This window comes from Ciceribacter sp. L1K23, assembly GCF_018122705.1.
Taxonomy (GTDB): domain Bacteria; phylum Pseudomonadota; class Alphaproteobacteria; order Rhizobiales; family Rhizobiaceae; genus Allorhizobium.
Genome location: NZ_JAGRRC010000001.1, coordinates 3761829 through 3787635, shown reverse-complemented (window position 1 = coordinate 3787635; position 25807 = coordinate 3761829). Strand labels below are relative to the sequence as shown.

Below are 25807 nucleotides of genomic sequence, written 5' to 3'. Positions count from 1 at the left end.
TCTCCCGGTGCATCGCGTGCGCGCGACTTTGTGCCTCTTTGCAATCGCCATTGTCCTCCAGGCCTGCCAGGTTCGTCCACTCTACGATGACACGTCAGCAGCAGCCGAAAAGCTAGCGTCCGTGACCTTCTCGGAAGCGACCGATCGCGTATCGCTGGCCGTCCGAAACCATCTGGTGTTTCTGACATCCGGCGGCGCGGGAGAGCCGGTGACCGCAGAGTACGAAGTCGAACTCGACGTAAAGTCCCAAACCATCGGCGTATTGCTGGAACAATCGTCAGATACCGCCAATGCAGGTCGTGTGGTCGTGACCGGTGATTACGTCGTTCGCCGTGTCAGCGATGGCACCGTGTTGCGCTCAAGCCGGAGACAGGCCGTGGCTCTGGTCGACTTTCCGTCGCAGGAGTTCGCCAAGTTGCGCGCCATCCGGGATGCGGAAAACCGGGCGGCCAGGCAGCTTGCGGAACTCATACGCGCCGATTTGGCGACTGTCCTCGGCCGTTAGAGAAACGGCGACGGATAGGCGAAATGACCGAACTGAAGTCTCATGAATTCGATTCGTCGATCGCGAGAATCTCGAAATCTTTCAGGATATTCGTGTTCTACGGGCCGGATAGGGGACTTGTCTCGGAGCGAGCATCTGAGATTGCCGCATCCATCGGCATCCCATTGAACGATCCATTCGCTGTAGTAAGGTTGGACGGATCGGACCTTCAGGGGGATGCTGGACGCTTGGTGGACGAGACACGGTCTCTCGGTCTTTTCGGCGGCGACAGGCTGGTCTGGGTCAAAGCCAGCGGCAGCGAAAAGGCTCTTACCGATGGCTTGGAGATAGTTGCCGAAGGGCGGCTGGAAGGCTGTCACCTCATAGTTGAGGCAGGGGACGTCAAGAAAGGCGCGGCTCTTCGCAAGATTGGGCAGTCATCATCCAATATCGCTATGGTCCCTTGTTACGCGGACGACAATCGCGCAATAAGTGCACTCATCGACGCGGAACTCTCGAAAACCAGGCAACACATCACCCCCGCAGCTCGGGAGTATCTCCTCAGCCTGCTGGGAGGCGACCGCCTGGCATCGCGCAATGAATTGAGCAAGCTTCTTCTATATTGCAAAGGTGCGGACCAGATCGACCTGGAGCAGGTGTCCGATATCATCGGCGATGCGAGCGTCGTCTCGGTGGACGAGGCTGTCGACGCTGTGCTGAAGGGCGACCGCGAGGGCTTCCTGCACGCGGCAAAGAAGGTGGTCGCGTCGAAGACGCCTGTTTTCATGATGCTTCAGGCGTGCCTCAAGCAGTTCCAGCAGCTCGATGCCATGCGCTCGGAGATGGAAGACAAACGCCTCCAGCTGGGACAGATATTACAAACCGCCGGTCGCGGCATACATTTTCGCAGAAAGCCTCTCGTCGAACGGGCCTTGCGGGGCTGGTCATCATCGGATCTGTCGCGGGAAACCGCGCGCCTACAGTCGGCGATATTGCAGACACGCCAAAAGAACGCGCTGGAGGCGAACATCGCCATATACACGTTGCTTTCGACAACGCTTCAGTCCGCGCGTCGATTGCGATAACGAACCTCTAGGACTGACCAGATTCCAGCAGTCTGCAAACCACCTCGAGTTGGTCGAGACTTTTATAATTGATGCGTATCTGGCCGCCATCTCCCTTGTGGCTTATCGTCACCGCCAATCCGAGCCGGTCCGACAGACTACGCTCGAGTGCGACGGTGTCGGAATCCTTGGGCTCCTTGGCCGCTCCAGCCGAAGAGATCGTTTCGCCTCGGATATGATTCTGCGCCAGCCGCTCCGCGTCGCGGACCGACAGTCCCTTGTGCACGATGGTCTTCGCCAGCCCGACCGGGTCTCCCGTCGACACCAGCGCTCGGGCGTGGCCGGCGGAAAGAGAACCTTCAGCCAACATTGTCCGCACTTCGTCTGGAAGCTTGAGAAGTCGTAGACTGTTCGCAACGTGGCTACGACTCTTGCCGATAACCTCGCCAAGGTCGTTTTGTGTATAACCATGCTCGGCGATCAACTGCTCGTACCCGAGCGCTTCTTCGAGCGGGTTAAGGTCAGAACGTTGGACGTTCTCGACAATGGCAAGCTCAAGCGCCGTCCGGTCGTCGACATCTCGCACTATGACGGGAATTTCGACCAGACCGGCCAACTGCGCTGCTCTCCAGCGCCGCTCACCGGCGATAATCTCATAGCGGTCCGATGATAGGGTGCGAACAACGACCGGCTGCACGATACCGTGCTGGCGGATGGATCCCGCCAGATCCTGCAGCTCGTCTTCGTTGAAGTAACGCCGTGGATTGCGAGGATTACGGGAGATGAACTCGATGGGAACCGAGCGATCTGGATTGACGGCGGACTTCCGAGCCGCACCATCCACCGGTTGATCCATTTCGCCGATCAGCGCCGCCAGCCCCCGACCCAGCCTGCGTTTCGAATGATCATCACTCATGCTTCACTCACTTCAATAGGGCAATAACTGTATCAGGCGGCCGCCTTGCGTTGACGCTCGCGTTGTATGACCTCGGACGCCAACTGCAAATAGGCTTGACTCCCTGCACACTTTAGATCGTACAGGATTGCGGGCTTCCCGTAAGAGGGAGCTTCGGAAACACGAACATTACGGGGAATAAGCGTGTGATAGACCTTATCGCCTAGATGCGTTCTCACATCAGTGACAACCTGCTGGGCAAGATTATTCCGTGCGTCGAACATCGTCAGCACGATACCCTGTATGTCAAGGCTCGGATTGATCGTCTGCCGCACCTGGTTGATCGTTTCAAGCAACTGACTCAGGCCCTCCAGAGCGAAGAACTCGCACTGCAGCGGCACCAGTACGGAATGTGCCGCTGCCATGGCGTTCATTGTCAGAAGATTGAAGGACGGCGGACAATCGAGAAGGATATAGCTATATTCTCCTCTCAGATGATCGAGTGCCTTCTTGAGACGAAAGACCCTGTCATTTTGATGGGCGATTTCCATCTCGAGGCCGAGCAAATCGAGGGTCGAGGGCACGATTGAGAGATTGGGGACCGCTGTCTTCAGGGCTGCCGCTGAAAGCGTCTGCTCCCCCGTCAGGACATCGTAGGACGAAAGGCGACGTTCTTTGCGCTCGATGCCGAGTCCCGTACTGGCATTACCCTGCGGATCGAGGTCGACGATCAATACCCGCTCACCGATCGCAGCGAGCGCTGTCGCCAAGTTTATCGCGGTGGTCGTCTTGCCCACCCCACCTTTTTGATTGGCGATTGTGATGACTCGAGTCAATTCGATTGCCATGCCGCACCTGATCAACGGTTAATAGTTGCGCGCCAGACTCTTAACGTCGAGGATCACGGAGTCGGCTTCGATAGCGCTACGATGTAATACCAGATCGAACTGCCAGCGGTCACGCGCTTTGTCGATTTCCGCACGGTAATCCCGCCCTTTATGAAACAAGCCTCGGGCCGACTGCGAGAGCCACGGAGCTGAATACTCGAATAGCATATCTAGACTTGCCAGCGCGCGCGCTGAAACAATGTCTGTCTCGATGTCATTTTTGGCGAAGTCTTCGATACGGACGGCATGTACCTCACCACGACCACCGGTCTCCAGAAGCGCGGCGCGAAGGAACGACGCCTTTTTTTGGTTGCTCTCGACGAGATGAACCCAACCGTCACCACGCTCGGCCATTAGAATAGCAATGATCAGTCCGGGGAAACCTGCCCCGCTCCCGAGATCGATCCAACGTTTCGGTAACTCAACGAGTGATGCTAATTGCAGACTGTCCGCAATATGTCGTGTCCATACATCTTTTTTCGTAGACGGCCCGATCAGGTTGATTTTGGCGGACCATTTTTCCAGGCAGTCAACAAAGACCTGTAGCTTATCCACTGTTTCACGTGAAACACCATCTAAGAAATCGTTCGATAGCGAGTTCACGACGCTTCTCTCTCCAAATCGCGTTCTTGTCGCTTCAGCGTGGCAAGGATCAATGCGACTGCCGCCGGGGTCATTCCATCGACTTTTGAGAGCTGATAGATATTTTCCGGTCTCGCTGCGTGAAGCTTCGCCTGGAGCTCCCGAGAGAGCCCCGGCATTCCATGAAAATCAAAGTTCGGCGGAATTTTACGTTGTTCTTCTGCGCGGATACTGACAGCGTCCACGTTCTGCCGATCAACATAAACAGCATAAGTCGCCTCGTTGCCGAGCGCCTCCACCACCTGTCTGTCGGCCGACCGCAGCTGCGGCCAGAGAGCGCTCAGGTGATCCCAGCTGATTTCGGGGTATGAAAGTAGCTCCAATCCATTGCGTCTTCGCCCGTCCTGATTGACGGAGAGACCAGCCGCCGCCGCTTCTTTCGGCGTGATTGTCAGTTCCCGCAACATCCTGCGAGCATCCTCGATCTTCTGCTGAAAGCGGCCAAACTTCGCAGCACGGTCATTTCCGACACAGCCAGCCCGAATCCCCATGGGTGTCAGTCTCAGATCGGCGTTGTCTGCACGAAGAGTCAGCCTGAACTCAGCGCGTGACGTGAACATCCGATACGGCTCCATCACACCGCGTGTGGTGAGATCGTCAATCATCACTCCGATGTAGCTCTCCGTTCGACTGAAAGCGACGGGCTCGCGGGAGCCGGCCCTCAAAGCGGCATTCAGTCCCGCCACGAGGCCCTGTGCTGCCGCTTCCTCGTATCCCGTCGTGCCATTGATCTGGCCGGCGAGGAAAAGACCCGACACCTGCTTGCACTCCAGACTGTTCGAAAGCTGCGTGGGGTCCACATAATCGTATTCAATGGCATATCCGAACTGTTTGATCGCGACCTTTTCCAAGCCGGGTATCGTGCGGATAAATGCCTCCTGCACCTCTTCAGGCAGGGACGTCGATATTCCGTTTGGATACACGGTGTTGTCGTTCAGCCCCTCGGGCTCAAGGAATATCTGGTGGCCGTCCCGCTCGCCAAACCTGCTGATCTTATCCTCTATCGAGGGGCAGTACCGTGGTCCCGTTCCCTTGATCTGACCCGAATACATCGCGGAAAGAGACATGTTCCGCTGAATTATCGCATGAGTCTCACGCGTCGTACGCGTTATTCCGCATTCAATCTGCGGAGTCGTTATCCGGTCTGTCATGAACGAGAAGGGAACGGGATCTTCATCTGCTGGCTGCATTTCCAGGCTATTCCAGTCAATCGTGTCGCGGTCCAAGCGCGCAGGTGTACCCGTTTTAAGCCGGCCCAGTCTGAGCCCGAGATGTTGAAACGTTCTCGACAATCCCGTAGTTGGCGCTTCTCCGACACGGCCGGCGGGGATCATTTTGGTACCGATATGAATCAGCCCATTCAGGAACGTGCCGGTGGTTATCACCACGGCTCCAGAGGAGAGGTTAGTGCCGTTGGCCAAAGTTACGCCAACCACGCGATCGTCATCTAGAACCAGATCAGCAACGTCCCCTTCAATCACGTCCAGGCTGTCTATGGCCGCGATTGCCGATTGAACCGCCTCTCTGTAGAGCTTTCGATCCGCCTGCGTCCTAGGACCTCGAACCGCCGGTCCCTTTTTGCGGTTCAACAACCGGAACTGAATTCCCGCCGCATCCGCGCAACGACCCATCAAACCGTCGAGAGCATCAATCTCGCGAACCAGGTGTCCTTTACCCAAACCACCTATCGCCGGATTGCAGGACATGACGCCGAGAGCGGCTCGTTTATGGGTGACAAGCGCAGTACGACAGCCGAGACGTGCCGCTGCTGCTGCGGCTTCGCAACCGGCGTGCCCGCCGCCAACAACAATTACGTCATAGTCCATAGTCTTCACCGTTGTGTTTCACGTGAATCATCACTTGCCGATGCAAAACTCTGAGAAGATAGAATCCAACAACATTTCGGTGTCGATTCTACCTGTGATCCTGCCGATCTCATCAGCGGCCTTACGCAACAATTCCGCGCGGATTTCAAGGTTAAGATGCGTCTCGTCCAGCGCCCGGCGCAACCAGTTCAATCCGCAAACGAGGTGCTCCACCTGCCTGACCCTTCCGGGAACGAGCGACATACCGGCACCCCTACTCTCTATCTCGCCGATAATTAACTGATGCAGCGCCGTCAAGCCGGTGCCGTCTCGAGCGGAGATCAAGATATCATAGCCTGATGCGGGTCTTCCCACGATCGCGTCGAGTTTGGTACCAATGGTTCGTATCGACACCGAGTCGATGTCAACCGGATTAATAGGTGGTAAAGAAGCTTCATTGAGGACCAGAACAAGATCCGCCGACTGCATGGCGACCTTTGCGCGCTTTATTCCCTCCCGTTCGACCGCATCGTCAGTCTCCCGGAGTCCTGCCGTGTCGGAAAAGCGAACGAGATAGCCGCCGATATCAACGTCGCAATTGATGACGTCTCTCGTCGTCCCAGCTACCTCGCTGGTAATGGCCACATCTCTCTCGGCAATGGCGTTCAAAAGCGTCGACTTACCGGCATTTGGAGGGCCCACCAATGCAACCTTATATCCGGCCCGAACCACCTCACCTCTGTTGGCGCCACTGATATGCTCCGCCAACTCGCCGGCCAGACTCCCTAGTTGCTCCCAGATCCGGTTGCCGACGTCGTCCGGAATATCGTCTTCCTCGGGAAAGTCGAAGTCGGCCTCTATCGAGGCCCGGGCAGCCAGCAGCACTCCGCGCCACCGCTCGTAGAGCTCGGACAAACGACCAGACGCTTGCTCGAGAGCCTGCTTACGCTGCATCTCTGTTTCGGCAGAAAGAAGGTCCGCTAGTCCTTCTATCTCGATCAGATCGACTTTCCCGTTCTCCAGCGCCCTGCGCGAAAACTCGCCGGGCTCGGCCATTCGACAATTGGCTCGTTTCCCCAGTTCACCCAGTAGTGCGGCCACCACTGCTCTGCTCCCATGCACGTGGAATTCAACACAATCTTCGCCCGTGAAAGATTTGGGACCCTTGAACGCCAACACCAGACCTTGATCGATCGTCTCGCCAGTGGACGTTCTCAATTCCCGTAGGGACGCCAACCTGGGAGACGGAACGGATCCGGCAAGTGTCTCGCAAAGCCTGAAGGCCTCAGGACCGCTGATCCGCACGACCGCGACACCTGCGGGCAGGGCACCTGAAGACAAGGCGAATATCGTATCAGATGAACTCATCATGGACCTTACATGCCAGCGGCGTCCCACCAGAACAGCTTAAGCAAAAACGCCCCACACTCGGCGGGGCGTTAGGTCTTTCTGCGAATACCCAGAACTCAGGTGTTCATGGAATCGAAGAAATCCCCGTTGTTTTTTGTTTGTTTGAGCTTGTCGATAAGGAACTCGATTGCATCGGTCGTTCCCATGGGCGCAAGAATACGACGAAGAACAAAGATCTTCTGGAGATCCTGCCGAGGAACGAGCAAGTCTTCCTTTCGTGTCCCGGACTTCAGGATATCCATGGACGGGAATATTCGCTTGTCCGCAACCTTCCTGTCCAGAACAATTTCGGAGTTGCCGGTACCCTTGAATTCTTCAAAAATGACTTCATCCATACGGCTGCCGGTATCGATCAGAGCCGTTGCGATGATCGTCAGCGAACCACCTTCCTCGATATTGCGAGCGGCGCCAAAGAACCTTTTTGGACGTTGCAAGGCATTGGCATCGACACCGCCGGTCAGCACCTTGCCCGACGACGGCACCACCGTGTTGTAGGCCCGCCCGAGACGCGTGATCGAATCCAGCAGGATAACCACGTCCCGTCCATGTTCAACGAGACGCTTTGCCTTCTCGATGACCATTTCCGCGACCTGAACGTGTCGTACGGCCGGCTCGTCGAAGGTCGACGAAATTACCTCGCCACGAACCGACCGCTGCATGTCGGTTACTTCCTCGGGACGCTCGTCGATCAGAAGGACGATCAGATAGCATTCAGGGTGATTGGCAGTGATGGAATGCGCGATGTTCTGCAACAGTACGGTCTTACCGGTTCTCGGTGGTGCCACGATAAGTCCGCGCTGACCCTTACCGAGCGGCGCCACCAGGTCTATGACGCGTGCCGACAAATCCTTGGATGTCGGATTATCCAGCTCCATCTTGAAGCGCTCGTTCGGATAGAGCGGCGTCAGATTGTCGAAGTGGACCTTGTGCCGGATCTTTTCGGGATCCTCGAAATTGATCGTGTTGACCTTCAGCAGCGCAAAGTACCGTTCGCCTTCCTTCGGGCCGCGAATCGGCCCCTCCACCGTATCCCCGGTTTTCAGCGAGAACCTACGGATCTGAGACGGCGATATGTAGATATCATCCGGACCCGGAAGATAATTGGCGTTGGCGGATCGCAAAAAGCCGAAACCGTCCTGCAAGACTTCGACCACCCCCTCACCAATGATCTCGACATCCTGCGACGCCAGCATCTTCAGGATTGCAAACATCAGTTCCTGCTTTCGCATGGTACTGGCGTTTTCGACCTCAAGCGATTCAGCGAAAGTCAGAAGATCGGTAGGGGACTTGCTCTTAAGTTCTTGTAGCTTCATTTCGGCCATGAAGAGTAACCACGTACATTTCGAATTCAGGGGAGAGCGGCGTGTTCGTTGCGTTTCGGCTTAATTGCGAGGGGAGCGCAAATTATGGAATGCTACGCAGGCCACGAGGATGAGGTTGCGGGAAAAATAGCCTGTCGGCCAATCAGCCGCAAGGCAAAAAGGAAGAAACTGCATTACCGCAGTCACACCGCCTAGAACGGCTTCACTACAACGAGGATCACTATGACAATCATCAGAATTGTCGGAACCTCGTTCGTAATCCTCCAGAATCTCCCATTCCCTATATACGTGCCTTTTGCAAAAGCGCCAACGGCCCGACCAAAATAAAAGTGCGCGGCCGTCAGAGCGACGACAGATAGCAACTTGAGATGAAGCCATCCGCCGCGAAAGCCGAAGACATCCCATGCAAGATACAGGCCGAAGACCCATGACAAGATCATCGCTGGTGTCATTATGAACCGGAACAGCCGACGTTCCATGACGGAAAATGTCTCCGCCTGGACTGAATTCGGCTGCGCATCGCAATGGTAGATGAACAGCCTTGGCAGATAGAGAAGGCCGGCCATCCACGATAGCACCGAGATCACATGCAATGCCTTTATCCAGAGGTAACGCTGTCCATCCTCGAGGAGAAAAAGCGCCAACGCGCCCGCAACGAAGACCGAGAGCGCTATCATGGCCCTGCGCCCCGCCGAGCGGCCCTTGTCCCTGGATTCACTCATAACCTGTTCCGGATACGCTTGACGAGGCGATCGACATTCTCTGGATCCGCCTGCGGCGTAATGCCATGACCGAGGTTGAAGATGAAGGGTCCTCCGCCAAGGGCTTCCAGTATCCTGTCGACGCCTTCGTCCAGTGTCGTGCCGCCCGCGACTACCCTCAACGGGTCCAGGTTGCCCTGAACCGCACCCTCACTCTGCAGCTCTTTCGCGAAGGACAGTGGGACTGTCCAGTCGAGGCCGATCGCGTCTGCCTTGGTGATCCGGCGGTAATCTCTCAACTGAACGCCAGCGCCTTTAGCAAAAGCTATAACCTTCGCTCCTGGACGCACCGCCCGAACCATCTCGATCATACGGGCTACAGGACGGGCACAGAATTTCTCGAACTCAACCTCTCCCAGCACACCGGCCCAAGAATCGAAAATCTGCACAGCGTCGGCGCCGGCATCCAGTTGATCAATGAGATAGCCTGCGGAGATCTCAGCAAGAACATCCAGGAGACGGGCGAACTCTAAGGGGTTCTGATAGGCAAAGAGACGCGCGGGTGCCTGGTCGGGTGTTCCATGTCCCGCGATCATGTAGGTGGCGACTGTCCAGGGAGCACCGCAGAAGCCGAGCAACGTCGTTTCATCGGGCAACGCGGAGCGCAGGCTTCGAACGGTTTCCATAACCGCTGAAAGCTTGTCCGACGAATAAGCCGCCTCCAAGCGCGCTATGTCGTCCACGGAGATCGGATCCATTTGTGGTCCATGACCTTCCGTGAACCGAACATTTCGTTTCAGCGCATCGGGGATCACCAAAATATCGGAGAACAGGATCGCGGCGTCGAAACCGAAGCGCCGGATCGGCTGCAATGTGACCTCGGTGGCCAGTTCAGGCGTGTAGCAAAGGTCCAGGAAACTTCCTGCCTGCGCACGTGTCTGTCGATACTCCGGCAGATAGCGCCCTGCCTGTCTCATGAGCCAAATCGGAGGTGGGCTTAAAACCTCCCCGTCGAGCACATCAACGAGGCTGCGTCGGTGTTTTTTCACAGGGGTCCCTCTAACCAAGAAAGATAGTTTGAATCTTTTTCTATTTCTAAGAGTCTATGGGTATCAAGGATTATCAGTGTCGCACAGCCCATCAACAGCAGCTTCCCGTCCGACTACATTCGAACGAAAATCGCCTAGCGGCGGGGATAACAATATCGGATACCAAATAACTTTGATTTTATAAGGTGTTACAGGAAATCTTCTATTTCGTTTGCTGTGGACAACCTCTGAATTTGGCGATGCCACGCCTCACTTTTACCCATTGTTAACACCCCTGCCTATGCGATACCGATGGAGCACGGGCGTGTGGATAAGTTGGCTGTCCACCCACAGCCTCTCGAGATGGGGTTCACGCTTCCCAAGGTTGTCCCCGGTTATCAACAGCCACGGAACCAAAACGTGGAGAACAAGAAAATCTTCTTTCATCTTCACCTGATTTCGGATTCTACGGGTGAAACGCTGATTTCGGCCGGGCGTGCCGTATCGGTGCAATTTCGGGACTTCTCTGCCATAGAGCATGTCTATCCGTTGATCCGAAACCGCCGACAGCTCGAAAGCGTCGTGGAGGAGATAGATAGGCAACCGGGTATCGTTCTCTACACCGTGATCGATCAGGAATTGTCGGCGCTGCTGCAGGAGCGTTGCCTATCCTTGGGAGTGCCGGCGGTAAACGTCTTGGAACCGGTCATGACGACGTTTCAGTCCTATCTCGGCGTTTCGTCTCGCCGTCGGGTCGGCGCACAGCATGCGTTAACGGAGAACTATTTTGCCCGTATAGAAGCTCTGAACTATACGATGGATCACGACGATGGGCAGATGGCCGACGATTACGATGATGCGGATGTCGTTATCGTGGGTATAAGCCGGACCTCGAAGACCCCGACAAGCATCTACCTCGCCAATCGAGGAATCAAGACGGCGAATATTCCCATCGTACCGGGAATCCCGCTTCCCGATGCCCTTTTCAGCGCAACACGTCCTCTGATTGTCGGCTTGATCGCCACGAGCGACCGCATTTCTCAGGTACGGGAAAACCGCGACCTGGGCTCGGTGGACCTGTTGCGCGAGGGTCGGTATACGGACCGCGCTGCAATTGCCGAGGAACTGAAACACGCCCGATCCATCTGCTCAAGACATCAATGGCCGATCATCGATGTAACGCGCCGCTCGATCGAGGAGACCGCCGCGGCGATCTTGGCGCTGAGACCCAAGCTTCGCTAGGCCGATATGACGGAGACACTGATTTATGACAAAGCGGCTCATCCTCGCTTCGACAAGTCCCTTCCGAAGGACGCTCATGGTGAATGCCGGCCTGGCATTTGAATGGGAGGATTCCGGCGTCGATGAAAGGGCGATAGAGGACGCTGGGGGAAGGTGGGATCCGGTAACGCTTGCCGCTACACTTGCCAAAGCCAAAGCGGTGGCGGTCAGCCTACGAAACCCGTCAGCGCTGGTTATCGGCTCGGATCAGGTATTGTCGTTGCAAGGGCAACTTCTTCACAAATCGAAATCGATTGCTGACGCGCGGGAAGTTCTTCTCAGGCTGCGTGGGCAAACACATGAGCTCAACAGTGCAGTGGCGGTCGCCCTGAATGGACAGATTGTCTGGGAGCACGTGGATGTCGCGCACATGTCGGTAAGGGAGTTTACGGAAGAATTCCTCAGCTACTACGTGGAGTCAGTCGATGAGAAAGTCTTGCGAAGCGTCGGGGGATATCAGCTTGAGGGCGTTGGCGTACAACTGTTTGACAGGATCGATGGCGATTATTTCACGGTACTCGGTCTACCGCTCGTTCCTCTGCTCGACTTCCTGAGAAGGGTAGGAGCAGCACATGCTTGATTCACGTGAAACACAGTTAATAAGAGCTTTCATTCTCGGTTTCCCCGTCAAGCACTCACGCTCGCCGCTCATCCATAACTACTGGATACGCCAGCTAGGCCTCCATGGCGTTTACGAAAAGGTCGAGGTGGCGCCGGAAAACATAAGGGCTTTCTTTGACCGGCTTAGAAGTTCAGAGTCGGGCTTTGTTGGCGGGAATGTCACGATTCCGCATAAAGAAGCGGCCGCTGCCTGTGCCGATCATTGTGACGACGTCGTGAGAGAAATCGGCGCGGCGAACGTTCTTTGGCTTGAGAACGGTCGACTTTACGCCAGCAACACCGACGCTGCGGGCTTCCTCGCGTGCCTAGATGAGGAGGCGCCAGGATGGGATAAAACGCAACGTGCCGTGGTCATGGGCGCCGGCGGTGCGAGCCGATCCGTCGTTTATGCGCTAAGGCAGCGCGGTCTGTCGGAAATCCACGTGGTGAACCGCACCCTGGATCGAGCGCAGGAGCTGGTCGATCGCTTCGGGGCGAAGGTTCACGCACATCAAATGGACAGCATTGGCGAGGTCATTGCAGGGGCTGGGCTCTTTGTTAACACGACATCCCTGGGAATGGGCGGCAGCAACGTACCGGAGTTGCCTTTTGACAGGATGGCATCGAATGGTGTGGTGAACGACATCATCTACACTCCGCGGCTTACACCGATCCTGATGCAGGCGGCTCGCGCCGGTCGGGTTTCGGTGGGTGGACTTGGAATGCTGTTGCATCAGGCGGTCCCGGGCTTTGAGAAGTGGTTTGGCCAAAGACCGGAGATAACGGACACGCTTCGTCAGATGATCATCAGCGACGTGGATCGAGAGACATGATTCGTCTGGGTCTCACCGGCTCTATCGGCACCGGGAAATCGACAACGGCTCGAATGTTCGCGGAAGAGGGTCTTCCCGTAAACGACGCCGATGAGGTTGTTCACCAACTGTATTGCGGGGAGGCCGTGCCGGCAGTGAAAAAAGCCTTTCCCGAGAGTGTGCTCGACGGCTGTGTCGATCGCCAAATCCTGTCGGGATTGCTAGCTAAGAATCCGGCTAGGTTTCATGAATTGGAAGCAATCGTTCACCCCTTGGTGGTCCAGAAAGAACGTGAATTCTTACTATTCCAAAAGGCAGCGGGCGCTGACATCGCGGTGCTGGACATACCCCTTCTGTTCGAAACAGGCGCCAACCAGAGGGTCGACAAGGTCGTTGTCGTGACCTGCGACCCCGAGACCCAGCGGCACCGCGTGATGGCGAGACCTGGGATGACGGAAGAAAAGCTGAGGATGATTCTGTCGCGCCAGATGCCAGACGAGGAAAAGCGTCGACGGGCCGACTATGTGATCGATTCGGGTCGCGGCATGGCAGACGCCAAAGAGCAGGTCCGGACAGTGATAGACGGCTTGAGAAATTTAGGAAAGTAGCCGATGCGCGAGATTATATTCGATACCGAAACCACGGGACTGGAGTTCAAGAACGACCGGGTCATCGAAGTGGGGGGCGTGGAGTTGCTGAATCACTTCCCGACGGGGCGGACATTTCATGTCTATATCAATCCCGGGGAACGCAAGGTTCATCCTGATGCTCTCGCGGTGCATGGGATAACGGACGAATTTCTCAAAGATAAGCCGATTTTTTCCGAAATCGTAGCGGAGTTGCTGTCTTTTTTCGAAGGAGCTCGCTGGGTTGCCCACAATGCGAATTTCGACATGAGCTTTATGAATGCGGAATTCGAACGCCTCGGTCTTCCCCCGATAGGCACCGAGCAGGTTGTGGATACGCTGGCCATGGCCAGGCGCAAACATCCAATGGGGCCGAATTCCCTCGATGCATTATGCCGGCGATATGGCATCGACAACTCCCATCGAACGAAGCACGGAGCTTTGCTCGACGCAGAGCTGTTGGCCGAAGTCTATATCGAAATGCAGGGGGGGCGACAGGCCGCCTTGGGACTTGTGCATACGGAAGCGGGCGCCTCGAGGCGTGCAGAGGATACCGCGGAAGAGATTGTGCTGCTCGACGCGACAAGACCTCATGCGCTAGCCGAGCGTCTTACCGCCCACGAGATTGAATGTCATGGAGCGCTCCGCCAAAGGCTCGGCGCAAAAGCGATCTGGAACAAGTACGAATGAAAAGCCCCGGTCGAAGCCGGGGCGTAGCTGACGTCAATAAAAGGAAAATCAGTTTGGGGCAGCAGACACCTGAGCCCTTGTCTTCTCCTCCGCCATCCGCTGGGCGAACATCTGAGCAAAATCGATCGGGTCGATCATCAGAGGGGGGAAGCCGCCATTGCGCGTCGCATCGGCGATAATCTGCCGCGCGAATGGGAACAGCAGACGCGGGCATTCGATGAACAGAAGCGGCAGCATGTGCTCCTGCGGGAAACCTGCAATTCTGAATACACCGCCATAAACGAGCTCCGCCGCGAATACGACCTTGTCTGCGTCTTTCGCTTCTGCCGTCAGGCTGAGAACCACGTCGAAGTCAGTATCCGAAAGCGGATTGGCATTAACGTTGACATTGATGTTGATGGCCGGCGCCTTGTCACGCGCCTGCAGAGACCGGGGCGCCCCAGGATTTTCAAAGGACAGATCTTTGATGTACTGGGCAAGAATGTTCAATGTCGGGCTTGTTGTTGCCTGAGCGCCGTTCTCGTTGGCCATAATGGTCCTCGCATATTGAAGTTTGATGGCCATCTAACATTTCGATATGGGCCTTACAACCCTCCGACCTCTCGGCAGCCTGCTGGCTTAAGAAGCCTCACGAAACTGTTCGGCTTCCGTATTTGAATGATCGGCATTTGCAGACTATATGAAAAAGCGGAATTTAATTGGAGCGATGGCCGGGTTCGTATGGGATCGAATGAATTTGTAACGCTGTTCTTTTTGGTGGCGGCTGTGTTGATCTTTCTGCAGCTGCGCAGCGTGCTGGGTCGCCGCACAGGAAACGAAAAGCCTCCCTTCGATCCTTACAGTCGGAGGGACTCGACCAAGCTGCCCGAGGGCGAAGATGGAAAGGTCGTCACGCTCCCCAAGAGAGAGGTGAATGACGACGGAAATCGTTTCGCCGTGGCAGACTCGTATGCCCCCACCGGCACCGCTCTCAACAGCGGACTTCGCGAAGTGTTGAAAGCCGACCAGAACTTCAGCCCGCGTGAATTTCTGGATGGCGCCAAGATGGCCTATGAAATGATTGTTTCGGCCTTCGCTGAGGGAAACCGACAAACTCTGTCCTCTCTTCTGTCGCCCGAAGTCATGGAAGGGTTTGACCACGCTATCCGAACCAGGGAAAGCCGCGGTGAAAAGGTTGTGTCTACCTTCGTCGGTATCGAAAAGGCGGACATCGTGCAGGCTGGTGTGAGGGATAATGAGGAGCATGTGACCGTCCGCATCACCTGCCAGCTTATCCAGGCGACATACGACAAGGACGGTAAAGTCATAGACGGGGATGCGGACGTCGTGTCTGAAGTGAACGACATCTGGACCTTCGCGCGGGACGTGCGGTCTAGAGACCCGAACTGGAAGCTCATTGCTACTGAAGCGGATCAATGACCGGTCGTCGCGCCGACTTCACACTGAAGCCCTGCACCTTCGCAGACTTGCCGAGGTGGGAAAACGATGATGCGACATGCCTTCTCGAACCGCTACGGAAATGCCTCGACTACGTAAAGAAAACCAAGCCGTATCGGGTGGGCAGTCTCGGCCTGCTGTCGGACGATCTGGCTGCAGTGGCGACGACCATTCCCACAGCGGCATCAACCACGCCTGAACGGGCGCGTCACTTTTTCGAAACCAGCTTCGTTCCCTTCATGATTCAGCCGTCCGATGGGCGCCGGGGGTTCGTAACCGCGTTCTACGAGCCTGTCGTCGAAGTCTCCGATCGTCCTGACGACGTGTATTGCTATCCGTTTTATCGGCCCCCAGTGGATCTGATAGAGATCGCCGACGGAAACCGGCCGGATGGTTGGCCCGCCGATTACCGCTTCGGCCGTCGAACCGGCGAAGAAATTTCGATTTATCCTGACCGAAGGGCGATCGACAGTGGCCTCCTTGAGGGCAGGGGTCTTGAGATAGCCTGGGCTAAATCGTCGGTAGATGTCTTCTTCGCCCACGTACAGGGCGCGGCGCAACTTCTGTTCCCGGACGGACAAACTAGAAGAATCACCTATGCCGCAAAAAATGGACATCCATTTACCGGGATAGGTCGACACCTAATCGACATTGGAGAGATCCCGGAAAGCCAGATATCCATGCAGGCGATCCGGGCGTGGCTTCGCGACAACCCCGCGCGCGTGGAAGAGATTTTGTGGACGAACCGCTCCTACATATTCTTCCGCGAAAGCTTGGTCGATGATCCGGCTCTCGGCCCGATCGCTGCTGCAAAGGTCCAACTTGTTCCCGGGCGGTCGCTCGCCGTCGATCGGGAAATTCACACGTTCGGCTTTCCGCTTTTCGTCCACGCAGAGACTATCACGCACATCGATGATGAGAGACCCTTCGCCCGGTTGATGTTGGCGATGGATACAGGCTCGGCCATTGTCGGACCCGCCCGTGGAGATATCTTCACGGGCTCCGGGGATCTCGCCGGCGAGCATGCGGGAGCGGTGAGAAGCGCCGCAGACTTTTACATTCTGATCCCGAAGGATGCGGCATCGAGGTACATCCCATGAGCCGGGACAGGAAGCTCACGCCGGAAGATCGGATCCTGTGGGGGCGGATCGCTCGCACGACGCGTCCGTTGCCGGGCCGACTGGAGGAGATGCTTCAGCTCACGGAGGAATTCGAAAAGATAGTCCCTGAAGCGGGCGGTTCCAAGGAGGCCAGTGTTGCGGTCACCCCTCCATCCCAGCGCGACGCAGCGCGACGTGACAAGGTTGGCGGCGTGCACCATCCGTTGGAGCGGCCCGTGAAGCGAAAGTTGTCTCGGGGGCGACTGGCTCTTGAGGCGCGACTCGACCTTCATGGTTTGATCCAGAGCGAGGCGCACACGGTGTTGCTCGATTTTCTGATCCGGGCTCACGAGCGAGGTCTCAGGCACGTTCTCATCATCACCGGCAAGGGAAGTTCCCTGGGAAGTGATGGGGCATTGAAGCGTGCCGTCCCGATGTGGTTCGCAAATCCCCAGTTTCGGTACCTGATATCCTCGTATGAAACTGCCGCACACCATCACGGCGGTGAGGGGGCGCTCTACGTTCGTTTGTCGCGTGGGGGGAGAGAACCGTCGTGACTCCCTTTGCAGAATTGGTGCGCGACCTGCGTCGTCAGAGAGGGGTGTCGCAAAAGGAGATGGCGTACGCCATAGGCGTCTCACCGGCATATCTCTCGGCTCTCGAACACGGGAAACGAGGCAAACCGAGTTTTGATCTGCTGCAACGGGTCGCCGGCTACTTCAACATCATCTGGGACGAAGCCGAACAACTGTTTCAGACTGCTGGCGTCTCCGACCCAAAGGTTACCATCGATACGTCAGGTCTCCCAACTCCCTACACCGCATTTGCTAATGCTCTGGCGGCTGAAATACGAACGCTTCCGATCGAGTCCCTTCTGGCTCTTCAGGAAGTCCTCGACCACGCGCAAAAGCGTGGTAACTGACGTGTTTTCCCCCTGTTTTGACTGCCTGCGGCCTGCGGATGTTTTGATCGCTCGAACAAAACCTCTATAGTCCCGCGTAACGCTGCGGCTGATTCGAAATAGCCGTTTTGCCTTAAATGGAAAGAACCTTGATGAGTGACATTCCTGTAACTGCAACCGCAGATTCGTCAGAATACGGCGCCGATTCGATCAAGGTGCTGAAAGGACTTGACGCGGTCCGGAAGCGGCCGGGGATGTATATCGGCGATACGGACGATGGTTCGGGCCTGCATCACATGGTCTACGAAGTCGTTGACAACGCGATCGATGAGGCGCTCGCCGGTCATGCTGACCTCGTGACCGTCACTCTTAATGCCGACGGATCCGTGAGCGTAACCGACAACGGGCGTGGTATTCCAACCGATATACACTCCTCCGAAGGCGTGTCGGCTGCTGAAGTTATCATGACGCAGCTGCATGCTGGCGGCAAGTTCGATCAGAATTCCTACAAGGTGTCTGGCGGACTTCACGGCGTGGGCGTCTCTGTCGTCAACGCGCTGTCCACCAAGCTGACGCTCCGCATCAGGCGTGGCGGGAAAATCCACGAGATGAGTTTCACCCACGGCGTGGCTGATGCACCGCTTCGCGTCACAGGTGATTATGAAGGACGGTCGGGCACGGAAGTCACCTTTCTGCCGAGCCCGCAAACATTCACGAAGATCGAGTTTGATTACGGCACCCTCGAACATCGATTGCGAGAGCTCGCTTTTCTGAACTCCGGAGTGAGAATTCTGCTTACGGATCGCCGTCATTCGGATGTCCGGCAGGACGAGATGATCTACGATGGCGGTCTGGAGGCGTTCGTTTCGTATCTCGACCGCTCTAAGAAGCCCTTGGTCGAAAAGCCGGTTGCCATTCGCGGAGAGAAGGATGGCATCACGGTTGAAGTGGCCATGTGGTGGAATGACAGCTACCACGAGAACGTGCTCTGCTTTACCAACAACATTCCTCAGCGGGATGGCGGGACGCACATGGCGGGGTTTCGCGCGGCTCTGACCCGCCAGATTGTCGGCTATGCCGATACGGCGGGAATTACCAAAAAGGAAAAGGTGTCGCTGACTGGCGACGACTGCCGCGAAGGCCTGACGGCCGTTCTGTCCGTCAAGGTTCCCGATCCCAAATTTTCCTCTCAGACGAAGGACAAGTTGGTATCGTCAGAGGTAAGGCCGGTGGTGGAGAGCTTGGTGAACGAGGCGCTCGGAACCTGGATGGAGGAGCATCCTACGGAGTCGAAGGTCTTGGTCGGAAAAGTCGTCGAAGCCGCGGCAGCTCGTGAGGCGGCTCGCAAAGCCCGAGAACTCACACGCCGAAAAGGTGCCCTCGATATCGCCTCTCTTCCGGGCAAGCTCGCCGACTGTTCAGAGCGGGATCCCTCGAAATCCGAATTGTTCCTGGTCGAGGGCGACTCGGCGGGCGGGTCGGCCAAACAGGGGCGTTCGCGCGAGACGCAGGCAATTCTGCCCCTTCGAGGCAAGATCCTCAACGTTGAGCGCGCGCGCTTCGACAAGATGTTGTCGAGCCAGGAGATCGGCACGCTGATCACAGCGCTCGGAACGTCGATCGGCAAGGACGAGTTCAATCCCGACAAGCTTCGGTATCACAAGATCATCATCATGACGGACGCCGACGTCGACGGTGCGCACATCAGAACGCTTCTTCTGACTTTCTTCTTCCGGCAGATGCCCGAGCTCATCGAACGGGGACATCTCTATATCGCACAGCCGCCGCTCTATAAGGTGACGCGCGGAAAATCAGTGCAATACCTGAAGGACGAGAAGGCGCTCGAGGACTACCTCATCTCAATGGGTCTTGACGACACGACGTTGCAACTTGGATCTGGTGAAGTCCGTGCGGGTGCTGATCTCCGGGAAGTCATCAACGATGCGTTACGTCTGCGTTCGCTGGTGGAGGGATTGCACTCCCGTTACAGCCGAAACGTTGTTGAACAGGCGGCAATCACCGGGGCTTTGAACCCCGAACTGACGCGCGACAAAGCCCGCGCCGAGGCGACGGCGGCTGAGGTTGCACGGCGGCTCGATCTTATTGCCGAAGAGACCGAACGCGGCTGGACCGGTCACGTGACAGATGAAGGCGGGCTGCGGTTCGAGCGCATGGTTCGCGGCGTAAAGGAAGTCGCCGCTATCGATGTCGCCCTTATCGGATCGGCGGATGCTCGTCATATCGATCAGCTTTCCACCCGTCTTCAGGAGGTTTACGCAAGCCAGCCGCTCCTTTCACGCAAAGACGGTCAGACGCAGATCTCCGGGCCGCGCGCGCTGCTCGATGCAATTTTCGCATCCGGCCGCAAAGGACTGTCGATGCAGCGGTACAAGGGTCTCGGCGAGATGAACGCCGAACAGCTCTGGGAAACAACACTCGATCCGAACGTGAGATCCCTTTTGCAGGTCCGGGTGGCTGACGCAACGGATGCCGACGGCCTCTTTGCGCGACTGATGGGGGACGAGGTGGAACCGCGTCGCGACTTCATTCAGGAAAACGCGCTCAGTGTAGCCAACCTGGATATCTGACGTTTTCACGTGAATCAGGCGAGGTCTGATTCACGTGAAACACTAGTCGACCATCAATACGTGTCTAAAGGCGATTTCGCTGAGCGGCCGACGACCACTCGGCGTTTCGTCGCCACTTGGGATGCCTTCGCGTATCTTGCCGATTGCTACTGCTACCTCTACCTGGTGATCTTGCGGAACACGCAAAACCTCAGCCGCACGCACAAAGTTGACACCACCCATTGCGTGGGCGGCCAGCCCACATTTCAATGACTGCAAAGCGATAGCCATCCAGGCCGCTCCCGCGTCAAAACTGTGGCTGCGAAGCGGCCTTGTTGAACCGTCCGGTCGTCGGCTCAACGTGTCGGAAATTACGAAAATCAGAGCGGAAGCATTTCTAGCCCACGCTTTGTTTCCGTCATCAAGAAGTTCAAGCGCCGTCTCGAATTCGTGGTCTTGACGCAAGAAATAGATAATTCGCCATGGTTGACGGTTAGATGCAGAGGGAGCCCAGCGGGCAGCCTCGATAATTGTCAGCAACGTATCATGGTCCATGTCCTCGCCGGTGAAAGACCGAGGCGACCACCTGTCTAAAAATATGGAATCGATCGGGAACTCCGAGATTCTTCCGTTCGATGCTGTCATGTCCGATCCTCTTGGCATTCGTGCGCTTATCGCGAACGCTCCTGTGATTCAAATTTCCTAAACCAGCCTTTGGAGAAGAAAATTTAAGTTCGGGGATCTATGATTTACCGCATGGAACCACGCGAGCAAGAGAGCGTTTTCGCGGGTGCAACAAAAGCGTTACACATTACGCGAACTCTGATAGCGTTTGATGCATGTAACGAATGATCGTTCCCGAACGGGAAGGGGTGGCCAATGTTCTACCAATTGTACGAGATGAATCACGCGTTCATGGCGCCCGTCCGGGCAACTGCGGATGCTATGAATCTCGCCTGGAAAAACCCCTTGAACCCATGGTCACATACCGTCGTTGGGCGGTCTCTTTCGGCCGGGTTTGAAGTCTTCGAACGTGTGACACGCCGGTACGGTAAACCCGCTTTTGGGCTTCCCACGACCACTGTCGCTGGCGAGAGGGTCGCGGTGGAGGAAGAGATCGTATGGCGCAAGCCCTTCTGCGACCTGATCCATTTCAAGCGACATCTGACGCCCGGTGCGGACAAGGGCCCGCGTATCCTCGTCGTTGCGCCTATGTCGGGTCATTATGCCACTTTGCTTCGCGGCACTGTCGAAACGCTGATGCAAAACGCAGACGTCTACGTCACCGATTGGATCGACGCACGAATGGTGCCGGTCACGGAAGGCGATTTCGATCTCGATGATTACATCGACTACGTCATCGAGATGCTGCATCACTTGGGTCCGGATACCCATGTAGTTGCCGTCTGCCAGCCTTCGGTTCCGGTTCTAGCGGCCGTTGCCGTGATGGAAGGGGATGGGGACACCTGCGCGCCTTCATCGATGACTCTGATGGGCGGTCCGATCGATACGCGCATCAATCCGACCGCCGTGAACCAGCTGGCACAGGACAAGCCGCTCGAATGGTTCCGCGACAACGTCATCATGCAGGTGCCGTGGCCACAGCCCGGTTTCATGCGCCAGGTCTATCCGGGCTTTCTGCAGCTTTCCGGCTTCATGTCGATGAACCTCGATCGTCACATGATAGCGCACAAGGACTTCTACATGCACCTCGTCAAGAATGACGGGGACTCGGCCGAGAAGCATCGCGATTTCTATGACGAGTACCTGGCTGTCATGGATCTGACCGCGGAATTCTATCTGCAGACGGTCGATACGGTCTTCATCAAGCATGCTTTACCCAAGGGCGAGATGATGCACCGGACGAAGCGCGTCGACATGACCGCGATCCGCAATGTCGCGCTCCTGACAGTCGAAGGCGAAAACGACGATATCTCCGGTGTCGGCCAGACCAAGGCGGCGCAGACGATCTGCACCAACATTCCCGACCACATGCGTATGCACTACATGCAGCCGGACGTCGGTCATTACGGGGTCTTCAACGGCTCCCGCTTCCGTCGTGAGATCGCTCCGCGGATCATCCAGTTTGCTAAGACGCACACCAAGAGTGTCAAGGCGCAGACACCGGTCAAGCGCGTCATTAAGGGCGGCAAGGCCCTCTGATACTTTTGACAATCCGAATTTAAGAAGCGGATTCAGTCGGTTCTCCGATTGGGTCCGCTTCTTTCTTGAAGCCCGCCCGCGCATTTCCCACATCGAAACCATCGGACGGCATTCCGCCGCCCGCGAGAACGAGGTTATCGATGATGAACCAGTCAGCACTGCTTCGGCCGGATTGGACTCCGGCAACCGTCGCCCTGATGGTGCTCGGCTTCATGGTCTTCTGGCCGCTCGGTCTGGCCATGCTCGCCTACATCCTGTTTGGCGAGAAGTTTCAGAACTTCAAGCGCGAAGCCAATCGCAAGGCCGATACGGCTTTCGCCTGGTGCCGCACCAACAGCTACTCTGCCTCTGGCTCGACCGGCAACGTCGCCTTCGACGACTGGCGTAAAGCCGAGCTCGAGCGTCTGGACGAAGAGCGTCGCCGTCTGGACGAGATGCGCGCCGAATTCGACACCTATGCCCGCGAACTGCGTCGGGCCAAGGACCAGGAAGAGTTCGATCGCTTCATGCGCGACCGTCAGCATGTGAAGACCGCGGACCAGTCCGGTCCGACCCAGGGCTTCACCGGCAACTGATCCGGCACATAGCTCTGAAAGAACGAGGTCGGCGCCATCGCGCCGACCTTTTTTTGTTGCTGTACAAGACCCAGAATCGGCTAGAACACGAATCATGTTCCCCCTGCTGAAAAAGCTGACACCTCAGAGAGCACCGGCGATCCAGCTGGAGCGGGCGATCGCCGTTGACGGCCGGTCCATCCCGCTCACCATCCGCAAGAACAGCCGCGCGACCCGGATCACGCTCAGGATCGAACCGGGCGGCCGGGCGTTGAAGATGACCATTCCACCGGGCCTCCGAGAACGCGACATCGATGATTTCCTCGATCGGCACCAAGGCTGGCTTAGCACCAAGCTTAAACGCCAGAAGACTGCAGGAAGCATCGAGGATGGCGGTGAGATTCTCGTCCGGGGCGTCCCGCACCGCATCGTTCATACGGGACAGCTGCGCGGATTGACCCAATCGATCGACAGCGAGATCGGCCACGTCCTCAGCGTCAGCGGCCTTGAGGATCACCTGGCTCGGCGTATTGCCGACTTCCTGAAGAAGGAAGCGCGCCGCGATCTGGAGCAACTGGTGGCGCTTCACGCCAAGACGGTCGGGAAGCCGGTCAAGAGCATGACCTTGAAGGACACCCGCAGCCGATGGGGATCCTGTTCCTGGGACGGAAAGCTAAGTTTTTCTTGGCGTATCGTCATGGCGCCGCCGCTTGTTATCGACTATCTCGCAGCCCATGAAGTCGCCCATCTCCGCGAGATGAACCACGGTCCGGCCTTCTGGGCGCTCTGCGGCAAGCTCTGCCCTCGGATGGATGAGGCCAAGGCCTGGCTGAAGCGCCACGGCTCGGCGCTGCATGCCATTGACTTCGACTGAGCTGCCAGCGACCTTTCAGCCTTTGTCGCAAATTGGCTCGACTCTTTTTTGTTTTCGTGCGACTTCGCTGCCATGAGACCCGATATCAAGATCTGCGGACTGAAGACGCCGGAGGCGGTCGATCGTGCTGCCGAACGCGGCGCGAGCCATATCGGCTTCATCTTCTTCGCCAAAAGCCCGCGCAACATCGAGCCAGACATTGCAGGCACACTCGCCGACCGCGTCCGTGGTCGGGTGAAGAGCGTTGCGGTGACGGTCGATGCAGACAACGACGATCTCGACGAGATCATCGCCTTGATGCGTCCGGATATCCTGCAGTTCCATGGTCATGAGAGCCCGGAACGCCTTTTGACAGTCAAGGCGGTCACCGGACTGCCGATCATGAAGGCATTTTCCATTCGCGATGCCGATGACCTGAAGAGGATCGAGCCCTATATTGGGATTGCCGATCGTTTCCTCTTCGATGCCAAGCCGCCGGTAGGCTCCGACCTGCCGGGCGGGAACGGCGTCACCTTCGATTGGCGTCTCCTGCGGTCGCTTGACGACAGCGTCGATTACATGCTTTCCGGGGGCCTCAACAAGGCCAACATCGCAGAAGCTCTGCGGGAGACCGGGGCGCGGGCAATCGATATCTCATCCGGAGTGGAGTCCGCCCCGGGCGTCAAGGATCTGCAGATGATGGACGAGTTTTTTGCGGCCGTTGCCGAAGCAAGTCGCGCACAGCCGGTTTCAGGGAGTGTCAAGTGAACCAGTCACCCAAGCCCAATTCCTTCCGTGAAGGTCCCGACGAAGACGGCCGTTTCGGCATCTTCGGTGGCCGCTTCGTCGCCGAGACGCTGATGCCGCTGATCCTCGACCTGCAGGCGGAGTGGGAAAAGGCAAAGACGGATCCGGAATTCCAGGCGGAGCTGGCGCATCTCAACACCCATTATACCGGTCGTCCGAGCCCGCTTTATTTTGCCGAGCGTCTGACGGAAGAACTCGGTGGCGCGAAGATCTACTTCAAGCGTGACGAGCTCAACCACACCGGCTCGCACAAGATCAACAACTGCCTCGGCCAGATTCTGCTCGCCAAGCGCATGGGCAAGACCCGCATCATCGCCGAAACCGGCGCTGGCCAGCACGGCGTAGCCTCAGCGACCGTCGCCGCCCGCTTCGGCATTCCTTGCGTCGTCTACATGGGCGCGACCGACGTCGAGCGTCAGGCCCCGAACGTCTTCCGCATGAAGCTGCTCGGTGCCGAAGTGAAGCCGGTCACCGCCGGTCACGGTACCTTGAAGGATGCCATGAACGAGGCGCTGCGCGACTGGGTCACCAATGTCGACGACACCTATTACATGATCGGCACCGCTGCCGGCCCGCACCCCTATCCGGAAATGGTCCGTGACTTCCAGTCTGTGATCGGACGAGAAACACGTGAGCAGATGCTGGCTGCCGAAGGCCGCCTGCCGGACATGCTGGTTGCCGCCGTCGGTGGCGGTTCGAACGCAATCGGTCTCTTCCATCCTTTCCTGGATGACGAGAGCGTGCGGATCGTCGGCGTCGAAGCCGGTGGCAAGGGTCTGGAAGGCGAGGAGCATTGCGCTTCGCTGACCGCGGGCACGCCGGGCGTCCTGCATGGCAACCGCACCTATCTGCTCCAGGACAATGACGGCCAGATCAAGGAAGGTCACTCGATCTCCGCTGGTCTCGACTATCCCGGTATCGGTCCGGAGCACTCCTGGCTCAAGGATATGGGCCGCGTTGAATACGTCCCGATCAACGATGACGAAGCGCTTGCCGCTTTCCAGCTCCTGACACGCACCGAAGGCATCATCCCGGCGCTCGAGCCGAGCCACGCCCTCGCCGAAGTCATCAAGCGCGCGCCTGGCATGGACAAGGACCAGATCATCGTGATGAACCTCTGCGGCCGCGGCGACAAGGACATCTTCACTGTCGGCAAGATTCTCGGTATGGGGCTCTGA

The 25807-nt window shown here is 57.0% G+C and carries 27 protein-coding genes; 17 read left to right on the top strand and 10 right to left on the bottom strand.

Annotated elements, in window-relative coordinates:
* Positions 1 to 16: 16 nt before the first annotated feature.
* A complete protein-coding gene (gene lptE, locus J5J10_RS18390; RefSeq protein ID WP_349252083.1) occupies positions 17 to 505 on the top strand; it encodes an LPS assembly lipoprotein LptE in 489 nt (162 codons plus the stop codon).
* Positions 506 to 528: 23 nt separating this feature from the next.
* Positions 529 to 1569, top strand: coding sequence for a DNA polymerase III subunit delta (gene holA, locus J5J10_RS18385; protein WP_211930970.1), 1041 nt, complete (start codon positions 529 to 531; stop codon positions 1567 to 1569).
* 7 nt (positions 1570 to 1576) lie between these two features.
* Here the strand turns inward: holA and J5J10_RS18380 are convergent, their stop codons facing one another.
* From J5J10_RS18380 to hemE, 8 genes are all read right to left on the bottom strand, one after another.
* Positions 1577 to 2464, bottom strand: coding sequence for a ParB/RepB/Spo0J family partition protein (locus tag J5J10_RS18380; protein ID WP_208547823.1), 888 nt, complete (start codon positions 2462 to 2464; stop codon positions 1577 to 1579).
* Between the two features lie 32 nt (positions 2465 to 2496).
* A complete protein-coding gene (locus tag J5J10_RS18375; RefSeq protein WP_208547824.1) occupies positions 2497 to 3291 on the bottom strand; it encodes a ParA family protein in 795 nt (264 codons plus the stop codon).
* An 18-nt stretch (positions 3292 to 3309) separates the two neighbouring features.
* On the bottom strand, positions 3310 to 3933 hold the full coding sequence (gene rsmG / locus J5J10_RS18370; protein ID WP_211930969.1) for a 16S rRNA (guanine(527)-N(7))-methyltransferase RsmG: 624 nt from the start codon (positions 3931 to 3933) through the stop codon (positions 3310 to 3312).
* Positions 3930 to 5798 carry a tRNA uridine-5-carboxymethylaminomethyl(34) synthesis enzyme MnmG gene (mnmG, locus tag J5J10_RS18365; protein WP_211930968.1) on the bottom strand — a complete coding sequence of 623 codons (1869 nt, stop codon included), beginning with the start codon at positions 5796 to 5798 and terminating at the stop codon, positions 3930 to 3932. Before mnmG ends, rsmG begins: the two co-directional genes overlap by 4 nt.
* Positions 5799 to 5828: 30 nt before the next feature.
* Positions 5829 to 7148 carry a tRNA uridine-5-carboxymethylaminomethyl(34) synthesis GTPase MnmE gene (gene mnmE, locus J5J10_RS18360; RefSeq protein ID WP_211930967.1) on the bottom strand — a complete coding sequence of 440 codons (1320 nt, stop codon included), beginning with the start codon at positions 7146 to 7148 and terminating at the stop codon, positions 5829 to 5831.
* A gap of 95 nt (positions 7149 to 7243) precedes the next feature.
* On the bottom strand, positions 7244 to 8509 hold the full coding sequence (rho, locus tag J5J10_RS18355) for a transcription termination factor Rho (protein WP_208547828.1): 1266 nt from the start codon (positions 8507 to 8509) through the stop codon (positions 7244 to 7246).
* A gap of 191 nt (positions 8510 to 8700) precedes the next feature.
* Positions 8701 to 9231 carry a protoporphyrinogen oxidase HemJ gene (gene hemJ / locus J5J10_RS18350; protein ID WP_211930966.1) on the bottom strand — a complete coding sequence of 177 codons (531 nt, stop codon included), beginning with the start codon at positions 9229 to 9231 and terminating at the stop codon, positions 8701 to 8703.
* Positions 9228 to 10259, bottom strand: a complete 1032-nt coding sequence (gene hemE, locus J5J10_RS18345) for a uroporphyrinogen decarboxylase (protein ID WP_211930965.1) — start codon at positions 10257 to 10259, stop codon at positions 9228 to 9230. The genes hemJ and hemE overlap by 4 nt, the downstream gene beginning before the upstream one ends.
* Before the next feature lie 399 nt (positions 10260 to 10658).
* Here hemE and J5J10_RS18340 point away from each other — a divergent pair, with 399 nt between their 5' ends.
* From J5J10_RS18340 to dnaQ, 5 genes are read left to right on the top strand one after another with little or no spacing between them, the layout of a single operon-like run.
* Positions 10659 to 11480 carry a pyruvate, water dikinase regulatory protein gene (locus J5J10_RS18340; protein WP_211931297.1) on the top strand — a complete coding sequence of 274 codons (822 nt, stop codon included), beginning with the start codon at positions 10659 to 10661 and terminating at the stop codon, positions 11478 to 11480.
* A 25-nt stretch (positions 11481 to 11505) separates the two neighbouring features.
* Positions 11506 to 12099, top strand: coding sequence for a Maf family nucleotide pyrophosphatase (locus J5J10_RS18335; RefSeq protein ID WP_211930964.1), 594 nt, complete (start codon positions 11506 to 11508; stop codon positions 12097 to 12099).
* Entirely contained in the window at positions 12092 to 12952 is an 861-nt protein-coding gene (locus J5J10_RS18330) for a shikimate dehydrogenase (protein ID WP_211930963.1), read from the top strand. The genes J5J10_RS18335 and J5J10_RS18330 overlap by 8 nt, the downstream gene beginning before the upstream one ends.
* Positions 12949 to 13539: a dephospho-CoA kinase gene (gene coaE, locus J5J10_RS18325; RefSeq protein ID WP_211930962.1), complete on the top strand. Its 591-nt coding sequence runs from the start codon at positions 12949 to 12951 to the stop codon at positions 13537 to 13539. Before J5J10_RS18330 ends, coaE begins: the two co-directional genes overlap by 4 nt.
* 3 nt (positions 13540 to 13542) lie before the next feature.
* Positions 13543 to 14247 carry a DNA polymerase III subunit epsilon gene (dnaQ, locus tag J5J10_RS18320; RefSeq protein ID WP_211930961.1) on the top strand — a complete coding sequence of 235 codons (705 nt, stop codon included), beginning with the start codon at positions 13543 to 13545 and terminating at the stop codon, positions 14245 to 14247.
* 48 nt (positions 14248 to 14295) lie between these two features.
* Here the strand turns inward: dnaQ and secB are convergent, their stop codons facing one another.
* Positions 14296 to 14778 (bottom strand): protein-export chaperone SecB, encoded by a 483-nt coding sequence (gene secB / locus J5J10_RS18315; RefSeq protein ID WP_208552942.1) that lies wholly within the window; start codon positions 14776 to 14778, stop codon positions 14296 to 14298.
* A 189-nt stretch (positions 14779 to 14967) separates the two neighbouring features.
* Between secB and J5J10_RS18310 the strand changes: the two genes are divergently transcribed.
* From J5J10_RS18310 to gyrB, 5 genes are all read left to right on the top strand, one after another.
* The gene (locus J5J10_RS18310) at positions 14968 to 15666 is read left to right on the top strand and encodes a Tim44/TimA family putative adaptor protein (protein ID WP_211931296.1); all 699 of its coding nucleotides are present in this window, start codon (positions 14968 to 14970) and stop codon (positions 15664 to 15666) included.
* Positions 15663 to 16784, top strand: a complete 1122-nt coding sequence (locus tag J5J10_RS18305) for a murein transglycosylase A (protein WP_211930960.1) — start codon at positions 15663 to 15665, stop codon at positions 16782 to 16784. The genes J5J10_RS18310 and J5J10_RS18305 overlap by 4 nt, the downstream gene beginning before the upstream one ends.
* Entirely contained in the window at positions 16781 to 17341 is a 561-nt protein-coding gene (locus tag J5J10_RS18300) for a Smr/MutS family protein (RefSeq protein ID WP_211930959.1), read from the top strand. Before J5J10_RS18305 ends, J5J10_RS18300 begins: the two co-directional genes overlap by 4 nt.
* A complete protein-coding gene (locus J5J10_RS18295) occupies positions 17338 to 17706 on the top strand; it encodes a helix-turn-helix domain-containing protein (RefSeq protein ID WP_208547837.1) in 369 nt (122 codons plus the stop codon). Before J5J10_RS18300 ends, J5J10_RS18295 begins: the two co-directional genes overlap by 4 nt.
* A gap of 131 nt (positions 17707 to 17837) precedes the next feature.
* On the top strand, positions 17838 to 20273 hold the full coding sequence (gene gyrB / locus J5J10_RS18290; protein WP_211930958.1) for a DNA topoisomerase (ATP-hydrolyzing) subunit B: 2436 nt from the start codon (positions 17838 to 17840) through the stop codon (positions 20271 to 20273).
* Positions 20274 to 20315: 42 nt separating this feature from the next.
* Here gyrB and J5J10_RS18285 read toward each other — a convergent pair whose 3' ends face one another.
* Positions 20316 to 20897, bottom strand: a complete 582-nt coding sequence (locus J5J10_RS18285) for a nitroreductase family protein (protein ID WP_211930957.1) — start codon at positions 20895 to 20897, stop codon at positions 20316 to 20318.
* A 234-nt stretch (positions 20898 to 21131) separates the two neighbouring features.
* Between J5J10_RS18285 and phaZ the strand changes: the two genes are divergently transcribed.
* From phaZ to trpB, 5 genes are all read left to right on the top strand, one after another.
* Complete coding sequence (gene phaZ, locus J5J10_RS18280; RefSeq protein WP_211930956.1) at positions 21132 to 22415, top strand: polyhydroxyalkanoate depolymerase; 1284 nt, start codon at positions 21132 to 21134, stop codon at positions 22413 to 22415.
* A 143-nt stretch (positions 22416 to 22558) separates the two neighbouring features.
* Entirely contained in the window at positions 22559 to 22990 is a 432-nt protein-coding gene (locus J5J10_RS18275; RefSeq protein WP_211930955.1) for a DUF2852 domain-containing protein, read from the top strand.
* Between the two features lie 94 nt (positions 22991 to 23084).
* Positions 23085 to 23843 carry a SprT family zinc-dependent metalloprotease gene (locus J5J10_RS18270; RefSeq protein WP_211930954.1) on the top strand — a complete coding sequence of 253 codons (759 nt, stop codon included), beginning with the start codon at positions 23085 to 23087 and terminating at the stop codon, positions 23841 to 23843.
* A 72-nt stretch (positions 23844 to 23915) separates the two neighbouring features.
* Positions 23916 to 24590, top strand: coding sequence for a phosphoribosylanthranilate isomerase (locus J5J10_RS18265; RefSeq protein WP_211930953.1), 675 nt, complete (start codon positions 23916 to 23918; stop codon positions 24588 to 24590).
* Positions 24587 to 25807 (top strand): tryptophan synthase subunit beta, encoded by a 1221-nt coding sequence (gene trpB, locus J5J10_RS18260; protein WP_211930952.1) that lies wholly within the window; start codon positions 24587 to 24589, stop codon positions 25805 to 25807. Before J5J10_RS18265 ends, trpB begins: the two co-directional genes overlap by 4 nt.